The organism is Curtobacterium sp. ME26, from assembly GCF_903970945.1.
GTDB classification, from domain to species: Bacteria; Actinomycetota; Actinomycetes; order Actinomycetales; family Microbacteriaceae; genus Curtobacterium; species Curtobacterium citri.
Genome location: NZ_CAJCKG010000021.1, coordinates 56,814 through 65,293, shown reverse-complemented (window position 1 = coordinate 65,293; position 8,480 = coordinate 56,814). Strand labels below are relative to the sequence as shown.

The 8,480-nt window shown below is 72.4% G+C and carries 11 protein-coding genes; 5 read left to right on the top strand and 6 right to left on the bottom strand.

The features are described 5' to 3' along the window. Positions 1 to 255: ATP-binding cassette domain-containing protein (locus tag H7A69_RS10145; protein WP_182046909.1), on the top strand; the 255-nt coding region annotated here is incomplete at its 5' end. A gap of 66 nt (positions 256 to 321) precedes the next feature. On the opposite strand, the gene H7A69_RS10140 is transcribed toward H7A69_RS10145, so the two are convergent. Both H7A69_RS10140 and H7A69_RS10135 read right to left on the bottom strand, forming a co-directional pair. Further along, positions 322 to 1,059 carry a copper homeostasis protein CutC gene (locus H7A69_RS10140; RefSeq protein WP_182046908.1) on the bottom strand — a complete coding sequence of 246 codons (738 nt, stop codon included), beginning with the start codon at positions 1,057 to 1,059 and terminating at the stop codon, positions 322 to 324. Continuing rightward, entirely contained in the window at positions 1,059 to 2,600 is a 1,542-nt protein-coding gene (locus tag H7A69_RS10135) for a M81 family metallopeptidase (protein WP_182046907.1), read from the bottom strand. The genes H7A69_RS10140 and H7A69_RS10135 overlap by 1 nt, the downstream gene beginning before the upstream one ends. Before the next feature lie 134 nt (positions 2,601 to 2,734). On the opposite strand from H7A69_RS10135, the gene H7A69_RS10130 reads away from it, so the two are divergent. Then, complete coding sequence (locus H7A69_RS10130; protein ID WP_069711865.1) at positions 2,735 to 3,466, top strand: S1 family peptidase; 732 nt, start codon at positions 2,735 to 2,737, stop codon at positions 3,464 to 3,466. A gap of 73 nt (positions 3,467 to 3,539) precedes the next feature. On the opposite strand, the gene H7A69_RS10125 is transcribed toward H7A69_RS10130, so the two are convergent. Then, a complete protein-coding gene (locus H7A69_RS10125; protein ID WP_069711866.1) occupies positions 3,540 to 4,358 on the bottom strand; it encodes an SDR family oxidoreductase in 819 nt (272 codons plus the stop codon). A gap of 129 nt (positions 4,359 to 4,487) precedes the next feature. On the opposite strand from H7A69_RS10125, the gene H7A69_RS10120 reads away from it, so the two are divergent. Further along, the gene (locus H7A69_RS10120) at positions 4,488 to 5,375 is read left to right on the top strand and encodes an SDR family oxidoreductase (protein ID WP_182046906.1); all 888 of its coding nucleotides are present in this window, start codon (positions 4,488 to 4,490) and stop codon (positions 5,373 to 5,375) included. Positions 5,376 to 5,441: 66 nt separating this feature from the next. Here the strand turns inward: H7A69_RS10120 and H7A69_RS10115 are convergent, their stop codons facing one another. Next, positions 5,442 to 5,798 carry a VOC family protein gene (locus tag H7A69_RS10115; protein WP_182046905.1) on the bottom strand — a complete coding sequence of 119 codons (357 nt, stop codon included), beginning with the start codon at positions 5,796 to 5,798 and terminating at the stop codon, positions 5,442 to 5,444. Between the two features lie 125 nt (positions 5,799 to 5,923). On the opposite strand from H7A69_RS10115, the gene H7A69_RS10110 reads away from it, so the two are divergent. Then, positions 5,924 to 6,223 carry a Dabb family protein gene (locus H7A69_RS10110; RefSeq protein WP_182046904.1) on the top strand — a complete coding sequence of 100 codons (300 nt, stop codon included), beginning with the start codon at positions 5,924 to 5,926 and terminating at the stop codon, positions 6,221 to 6,223. An 8-nt stretch (positions 6,224 to 6,231) separates the two neighbouring features. Here the strand turns inward: H7A69_RS10110 and H7A69_RS10105 are convergent, their stop codons facing one another. Both H7A69_RS10105 and H7A69_RS10100 read right to left on the bottom strand, forming a co-directional pair. After that, entirely contained in the window at positions 6,232 to 6,729 is a 498-nt protein-coding gene (locus H7A69_RS10105; RefSeq protein ID WP_182046903.1) for a MarR family winged helix-turn-helix transcriptional regulator, read from the bottom strand. Positions 6,730 to 6,883: 154 nt separating this feature from the next. After that, positions 6,884 to 7,591 carry a DUF3800 domain-containing protein gene (locus H7A69_RS10100; protein ID WP_069711871.1) on the bottom strand — a complete coding sequence of 236 codons (708 nt, stop codon included), beginning with the start codon at positions 7,589 to 7,591 and terminating at the stop codon, positions 6,884 to 6,886. Positions 7,592 to 7,738: 147 nt separating this feature from the next. Between H7A69_RS10100 and H7A69_RS10095 the strand changes: the two genes are divergently transcribed. Continuing rightward, a complete protein-coding gene (locus H7A69_RS10095) occupies positions 7,739 to 8,464 on the top strand; it encodes a phosphatase PAP2 family protein (protein ID WP_182046902.1) in 726 nt (241 codons plus the stop codon). Positions 8,465 to 8,480: the final 16 nt, after the last annotated feature.

The following is an 8,480-nucleotide window of genomic DNA, read 5'->3' as shown; positions in this document are numbered from 1 at the left end:
ATCACCGACCTCGCCGACCGGCCGCTCGACGAGCTGTCCGGCGGGCAGCGGCAGCGCACGCTCGTCGCCCTCGGTCTGGCGCAGCGCGCGCCGGTCCTGCTCGTCGACGAGCCGACCGCGGGGGTGGACGCCGGGTCGGCGGCACTCGTGACGGCGGCGCTCGCCGACGAGGCGTCCGCCGGGGTCGTCGTCGTGCACGCCGCCCACGATCCCGTGGCCATCACGGCGGCCGACCGGGTCGTGACACTCGACTGACCCGGCTGCTCCGGGCTGACCCTTGCTGCTCCGGGCTGACCCTTGCTGCTCCGGGTTGCTCCGGCGTCAGCCGTCGGTGTCGAGCGCGGCCCGCGCCGCGGCGACCACCCGGGGGTCGGTCACCGTGTACGTCGAACCGTCGTCCCCGCTGCCCATCGGCACACCGCCGTGCTCCGGCGCGCCGACCGGGCGCTTCGCGGAGAGGTGCACCGCGGCGACACCGGTCGCGACCAGGGCCCGGACGTCCTCGGGCCGCACGCCCGCACCGGCCATGACCTGCACCGGACCGGCTGCCTCGACCATCCGGGCGATCGTCGCCGCCCCCGCCGGGGCACTGGCGGCTCCGCCCGACGTCAGCACCCGGGTCAGCCCGAGGTCCGCCAGCCGAGCGGCGGTCGCGACCGGGTCGGCGGCGTGGTCGACCGCCCGGTGCAGCGTGACCTCGGCGTGCGCGGAGACCGAGCGGGCGGCCTCCACGAACCGGCGGAGGGCGTCCTCGTCGAGGGTCCGGTCCGGGCGCAGGGCGCCGACCACCACCCCGGCCGCTCCCGAGCGCAGGACCGTGCGGACCTCCCGCTCCATGAGCGCGAGCTCGTCGTCGTCGTACGTGAAGCCCCCGGGGCGGCAGCGCACCAGGGCGTGCGCCGGGATCCCGGTCTCGTGCGTGGCCTCGACCAGGGCCTGCGAGGGCGTCAGTCCGCCCAGCTCCAGGCCGACACAGAGCTCGACCCGGTCGGCGCCCCCGTCACGGGCGACCAGGGCCCCGGTGGGCGAGGTCACGGCGATCTCGAGGGCGACGGACATCAGGCGGCTCCGAGGGGTTCGTTCGACGGTGGCACGATCCGCGCGGACAGGTCCGGCGGCGTCGCGAACTCCCGATCGTAGGGGAACACCGGTCGCTCGATCCGGTGGTGCCCGAGGCGCAGCAGGTCCTGGTCGACGCCGCCGGGGGTGAGCGCCAGCATCCAGTCCGCCGCCATGTCGAACAGCTCCGGCTCGAGGTACCCGATCTTCACCACGACGACGTCGGCGTCCCGCGGGGCGAGGTCGAGGTCGGTGAAGTCGTGCTCGTGGTGGTACGGCTTGCGGAGCGTCGTCAGGATCGCGAAGACGCTGCCGACCTGCAGCACGACCTCGGTCTCGGCGTCCCGGTCGCCGTGCCGCACCGCGTGCACCCGACCGGTCATCGTGATCGGCCCCGCGTGCACGTCGTCGACCTCGGCGCCCGCGGTCACCGTGACGGTCGCCCCGACGCCGGCGGCCACGGCCTCGGCGACGGCGGCCGGACCGGGGACGCTCGCGTAGATCAGCGTGGGGCCGTCCGGCGCGGCGAACGCCGGGTGCGCGAGCACCTGCGTCAACCCCCACGTCATGTCGCCGGAACCACCGGCGGTCGGGTTGTCGCCGGAGTCCGAGACGAAGAACGGGCGCGCGCCGCCGGGTGCGAGCGCGGCGGCGAGGCACTCGTCGAAGGAGCCCGTCGGTGCCACGAACGCGAAGTCCTCGCGGGCGTCCCAGAACGCCCGGGCCAGGCGCTCGGCACCGGCGGCCACGACGTCGCGGTCCCACCCGGTGACGACGGTGACGGCACGGTCGCGGGGCTGGTCCGCCCAGGCGTACCCGACCCAGATCGCGGCGTCGAGCACGCCGTCCTCCTGCTCGACCTCCGGCACCTGCGCGTAGATCGACGCCGCGGGTTCGATGCGTGTCGACGTCTGCTCGCCGGGCAGCAGCACCGGGATCGGGATCCACGCCTTCACCGGGCGTTGTCGACCGACCGGCCTGGTGGCGAGCACGTCGACCAGGTTCCGGACCGCGCGCTCCTTCGTCTCGAGGGCGTCCTCGTGCGGCGCCATCCGGTAGCAGGTGACGAGGTCCACCTGGTGCGCGAGCTCCCGCGTGACGTTGCCGTGCAGGTCCATCGACGCCGACACGATGACGTCCGGCCCGACGACCGCGCGGATGCGGCCGAGCAGGTCGGTCTCGGCGTCGTCGAGCCCCTCGACCACCATCGCGCCGTGGATGTCGTACCAGAGGCCGTCGACCGGCCCGATCTCCGCCAGGCGCGCGACGATCTCGTCGGCGAGTTCTTCGTACGCCGGCCGGGCGACGACCCCGCCGGGGAGTGCGTGGCCGATCAGCGCCCCGCGGAAGTCGGCGGCGTCCGCGTACGACGCCAGGAACGGGTACCGCGCCACGACCTCGTCGCCGCGGTCCGGGTGGAAGGCGGGCGCGAGGGTACGGGTCGGCGTGAACGTCGACGTCTCGATCGCGAGTCCGGCGATCGCGATCACCGGGCGACGTGCGGCGGGCGCGGCGGTGGCGGTGACAGCGGGGTCGGACACGGGATCAGCATAGGGAGCGGTCACGCAGCCCCGGTGTCGGTGGAAGTGCGGACTGGTACGACCCTCGGACGAGGGTCAGGATGGCCACCTGGTTGCACCCTGCAACGTCGCAGGGTCCTGATCGAGGAGTCCACATGAAGCACACCCTCGCAGCGGCGCTCGCCGCCGTCGCCGTCGTCGCCGGCGGCGTGTTCGCCGCCACCCCCGCCTCCGCGCTGCCCGCGCACATCGAGGTCGTCGGCGGAGAGCAGGCCCCCACCACGAGCTGGGCGGTCCAGCTCGAGGCCTCCGGCGGGACGATCCCGTCCGGCTACGTGAGCAACTGCACGGGGGAGCAGATCAACGCCTCGTGGATCCTCACCGCGCGGCACTGCATCGACGGCATCGGTGCGATGAACGTCTACCACTCGAACTCCACCACGAACCGCGGGTCCGCCGTCGCCGTGGACCGGGTCAGTGCCGCACCGGCCGGGGACATCGCGCTCGTGCACCTGCGCAGCGCGTACGCACTCTCCACCTACGCTCCCCTCGACCTGACGGCGGCGGCGAAGTCGAGCGGGACCGGCGTCATCCAGGGCTACGGTCTGCGGGCGAACGCGCAGCAGTCGGACGGGCTGTACCAGGCGACGGTGTCCCTGACCGGCTCGACGCGGGACGCCTACAGCGGTCGCGCCCAGCACGTCACGGGTGTCACCGGCGCCTCGAACCACGGGGACTCGGGCGGCCCGCTCCTCGTCAACGGCAAGGTGGTCGCCGTCTGCTCCACCGGCGACAGCGCCGACCCGGGTGCGAACACCCAGGCGGGGTCCAACTACGCGCTGCTGTCGCAGTCGTCCTCGTGGATCCGCTCCACGGCGGGCGTCTGACCAGCGCGACCCACGGACGGACGGGAGGCGCGGTGCCAGCCAGCACCGCGCCTCCCGTCCGTCAACGGTCGCTTCAGGCGCCGTGCGCCTCCTCGGCGACCGGCTGCCACTCGCGCCACGTCGCGAGACGCGACTCGTAGTCCTGCTCGGCGATGCCGAGCGGCGCCTTGCCGAAGAAGACCCGCAGCGGCGGCTGCTCGGCGTCGACGACCTTGAGGATCGCCGACCGCGTGGCCTCGGGCTTGCCCGGGTCCGACGCGGACGGGCGCTTCGAGGCGGCCTCGCGGACGTCCGCGTAGGCGTCGAGCTCCTCGCTGTGCTTCGAGGACGGACCCGACCAGTCGGTCGAGAACCCGCCCGGCTCGACGAGCGTGACGGAGATGCCGAAGCCCGCGACCTCCTGCGACAGCGACTGCGACAGGCCCTCGAGCGCCCACTTCGACGCGTGGTAGGCGCCGACCGTGGGGAACGCGCTGATGCCGCCGATGCTCGAGACCTGCACGATGTGCCCCGAGCCCTGCTCACGCATGATCGGCAGTGCCGCCTGCGTGACCCAGAGGGCGCCGAAGAAGTTCGTCTCGAGCTGCGCGCGGACCTCGTCCTCGGTCAGCTCCTCGACCATGCCGAAGTGGCCGAACCCCGCGTTGTTCACGACGACGTCGAGCCGACCGAAGTGCTCGGCGGCCTGCTGCACCGCGGCGGTGTCGGCGGCCTTGTCGGTGACGTCGAGCCGGATCGCCAGGAAGGTGTCCGGGTACTGCTCGACGAGTGCCTGCACGTCGTCGGTGTTCCGCGCGGTGCCGGCGACGGAGTCCCCGCGCTCCAGGGCGGCTTCCGCCCACTCGCGGCCGAAGCCCTTCGACGCTCCGGTGATGAACCAGGTCTTGGCCATTCGCTGCCTCCAGTTGCTGTTCGGGTGACGGCGAGCAGGCAACCCCCGTCGCCCTGGCGCCACCTGGGCGTCCGGGTGACAGCCGGACGACTGGACCGATGCGGAGGCACGTGCGAGCACCATGGCCCCATGAGCCAGTACGAGAAGCGCGATCCGAACAGCCTCTACCCGAAGCCCCCGTTCCCGGAGCAGGAGCAGTCGCTGCCGGGTGCCGCCTGGAAGATGGACCCCCAGCCCGACCACGGCGAGCAGAGCTACGTCGGCAAGGAGCGCCTGACCGGCTACCGCGGCATCGTCACCGGTGCGGACTCCGGCATCGGGCGTGCCGCCGCGATCGCGCTCTCCCGCGAGGGCGCCGACCTCGTCCTCTCCTACCTGCCCGACGAGCAGGAGGACGCCGAGCAGGTCCGTGACCTCCTCGAGTCCGAGGGGCGCAAGGCCGTCCTCGTCCCCGGGGACATCTCCGACGAGCAGTACTGCAAGGACCTCGTCCAGAAGGCCGTCGACGAGCTCGGCGGACTCGACACCCTCGTCATGGTCGCCGGTCGCATGGACAGCAACGACGACATCCTGTCGCTCACCACCGAGCACTTCGACTCGACGTTCAAGACGAACATCTACTCGCTGTTCTGGCTGACCCAGGCCGCGGTCCCGCACCTCGAGCCCGGCTCGACGATCGTCACCACCGGCTCGATCCAGGCCGCGACGCCGTCGCCGGACAAGATCGACTACGCGATCTCGAAGAGCGCCGTGAAGACCTTCACCGAAGCCGTCGCGCAGCAGCTCGCACCGAAGGGCATCCGCGTGAACTCGGTCGCGCCGGGTCCGGTGTGGACGCCGCTGCAGCCCGGCTCGGACGACGCGGAGACCGTCGCGCACTTCGGCGAGCAGTCGCCGTTCGGACGCCCGGGCCAGCCCGCCGAGCTCGGTGCCGCGTACGTGCACCTGGTGAGCCCGGAGTCGAGCTACCAGTCCGGTTCGACCGTCACGATCGCCGGTGGGACGCCCGCGTTCTAGACAGGACCTGCAGACGGGAGGCGCGGTGCCAGCTGGCACCGCGCCTCCCGTCTGCAGGTCGTCGCCTCAGCCCTGCGGCGGCGAGTACAGCTGCAGGTCGTTGCCCTCGCTGTCCTTGAACGGGATGATCTTGCCCCACGGGTGCTCGCTGACGTCGCCCGCGAAGTCGACGCCCTTCGCCTTGAGATCGGCGACCTCGTCCTCGATGCTGCCGTCCGGCTGGAACGACACGACCGCGCCGCCGTCGCTCGACGGACCCGCCGACTCTCGTCCGTTCAGGCCGATGAGCAGCCCGTTCGCGTCGATCTCGCTCCAGTCGTCGTCCTCGCTCTTGACCGTCAGGCCGAGCGCGTCGCGGTAGAACGCGACCGCGCGCTGCATGTCACTGACCGGTACCCAGACCGCTGCCACTCCACTTGCCATGGTGATGCCTCTCGTCGTCGTTGCGTACGGGGGAGACGGTAGGTCGCCGGGTTGCGTGCGGACACAGGTGGAGTGGTGTCCCAGTACCCCGGTGGCAGGCTGTGCGGGGACGACGGGAGCAGCGGATGGCTGGCGTGACGCACGTGGTGCTGGTGGCACTGACCGATGAGGGGCAGGGCGTCACCGAGCGCCTCGACGCGCTGTGCCGTGAGCACCTGCAGCGCATCGACGGGGTGGAGTCGGTGCGCTCGGGGACGAGCATCAGCACGGAGGGGCTCGAGGCGGACTTCGGGTGGATGCTGACGGTGCGCTTCCGCGACGCCGACGCGCTCGCCGCCTACCTGCCGCACCCGGAGCACCGCCCGGTCGCCGACGCGATCGGCGCGGCAGCCGGACGGGTCGTGGTGTTCGACGTCGCCGACTGACGCGGGGGTCAGCCGCGCTTCGGTCGGGGACGGGCGGAGCGCGGCGGGACGGTCCGCATGTGGTCGCGGACCCGTCCGAGCACGTCGGCGAGGGCGTGGACGTCGTCGGCCGACAGCGGCTCGAGGAACAGCTGCCGGAGCACCTCGACGTGGCCGGGGAAGACCCGGCCGAGCACGTCGCGCCCGGCGTCGGTGAGCGCGACCGTCGTGCTCCGCTCGTCCTCGGTCGAGGGGGCGCGCACGACGAGCCCGTCGCGCTCGAGGAGTCCGACCTGGTAGGTCAGGCCGCTCCGGCTGTAGACGACGCCGTCGGCGAGGTCGGTCATGCGCAGGCTGCCGTCGGGGGCGTCGCCCAGGGTCGCGAGCAGCTGGAACTGCACGTAGCTCAGGCCGCCGGCGTCCTTGAGCTGCTGCTCGACGGTGTGCCGGAGCAGGCTGCTGACCTCGATGAGCGAGAAGTACGCGCCGAGCTCGGCGGGGTCGAGCGGCGGGACGGGAGCGGGCACCCATCCATCCTAGGTGTTGCGAAGTCGAAGCACTGCCCGGACTGCACGCGAGCGAGCGGTCGACTACCCTTGGATGCACGACGGGCCGGTTCCCGGGACGTCGCCAGCCGAAGGCCCCGCTCGCGGGGCCTTCGTTCTGCCCGGGTCGTCCCGCTCACGGCACCCAGGTCTGCTCGTGTGCCACTGCGGGCGCGATCGCTGCCCACTGCCGGGCCAGCGTCCGGCGGGCGGCGGGGTGCGGGTTGTGGATGCGCTGACGTCGGAAGTGGACGTACACGGCGAGGTCGACGACCTGCAGCCCGTCCGAGAACCGGGAGCAGGCGAAGTTGATCGGCGAGGAGATGTGCCGGAGCATCGACGATCCGGCGCCGCCCGTCCCGAACTCCTGGTACCCGGCGAAGGCGCGTTGGTGTTCTGCCTGTGTCGCGATCTCGTCCGCGACCACGATCGCCTGCTCCTCGTCGCCGTGCGCGGCGGTGTACTGGTCGATCTGTTCGAGGACGTGACCGAAGACGACGGCGTGCGGAGGCGCCGGGTACCGGAATCGCGCATGGAGTCGAGCCACGTCGACGCCGCGGAAGAGGTACCGGACGCCACAGTCCCGGGCGGCGTCGAGGACGGCGAGTGAGACGCCGGCGGCTTCGCGGTGCTTGCCGCGCAGTGGCGACCACGGGCCGCTGCCGCCCATGAGCTCGTGCCCGTGGAACTCGATCTCGGGATCGGTCCCGTGTTCACGAGCAGTTCGCTGCCGGACCGCCGCGAGACGCGATGAGACCGCTTCCCACCCCTCCAGCGTCGCGATCGCGGCACCGATGAAGTAGCGGTCGCGGTCGTACGATTCATCGACGTAGGCGACGAGCATCCCGTCAGCCTCGCACGGGGCGGAGTCGCCCGGAGGGACCTGTGGATGCGCGACGGGTGGCAACGCAGCCACGGGGCTGAACGGTCTCTGATGCGGAGCGGGGCCGGCACGCCGGGCGGTCGGACGATCCCCTGGGACGATGGACGGATGAGCACCGACCCCGAGCGCCGCCGCAGGAGGGCCGACGTCGTCGGCATCCTCGAGCCGAACCCCCGTCCGCTGTCGACGATCGCGATCGCCGTCGTCGCCGTGCTCGTGCTCACCGTGGTCGGGTTCTTCCTCGGCACGGTCGACCTGGGGCTCGCGAAGGCGTTCAACACACTGCACGTCGGCGCCCTCGGGGCGTTCACCACGGCGGTCTACCACGTCATCAGTCCGGTGCCGGCGATCGCGATCACGTTCGTCGTCGCGGGGATCATCTGGTGGCGGGCACGCGACGTCCGCCCTGCGCTCGGCTTCGGCATGACGATCGCGATCACCTGGCTGCCGTCGGCGGCGGTGAAGGAGCTCGTGCACCGGGCCCGGCCGGACGTCGCACTGCTGCCGCACCCGTTCCCCGTGCAGCCGGACCCCGGCTACCCGAGCGGGCACACCGTGTACATCACCGCGTTCGTCATCGCCCTGGTCTGGGTCGTCCGCGAGACGCGGTGGCACCAGGTGGCACGGGTCGTCGGCGTCGTCGCGATCGTGGTCGTCTTCCTGTCGGTGTCGATCGACGCCGTGCACTACCCGACCGACGCGGCCGCGTCGATCCTCTGGGCGGTCGCCGTGGCACCGGCCGCGCGCGTGGTGTGGGTGGACTGGGCGATGCCGCGCATCCCGGTCCTCCGGCCGCGCGACGGAGCGGCCGTCCCGCTGCGCGTCCGTCGCTGAGGAACCTGCGCGCAGC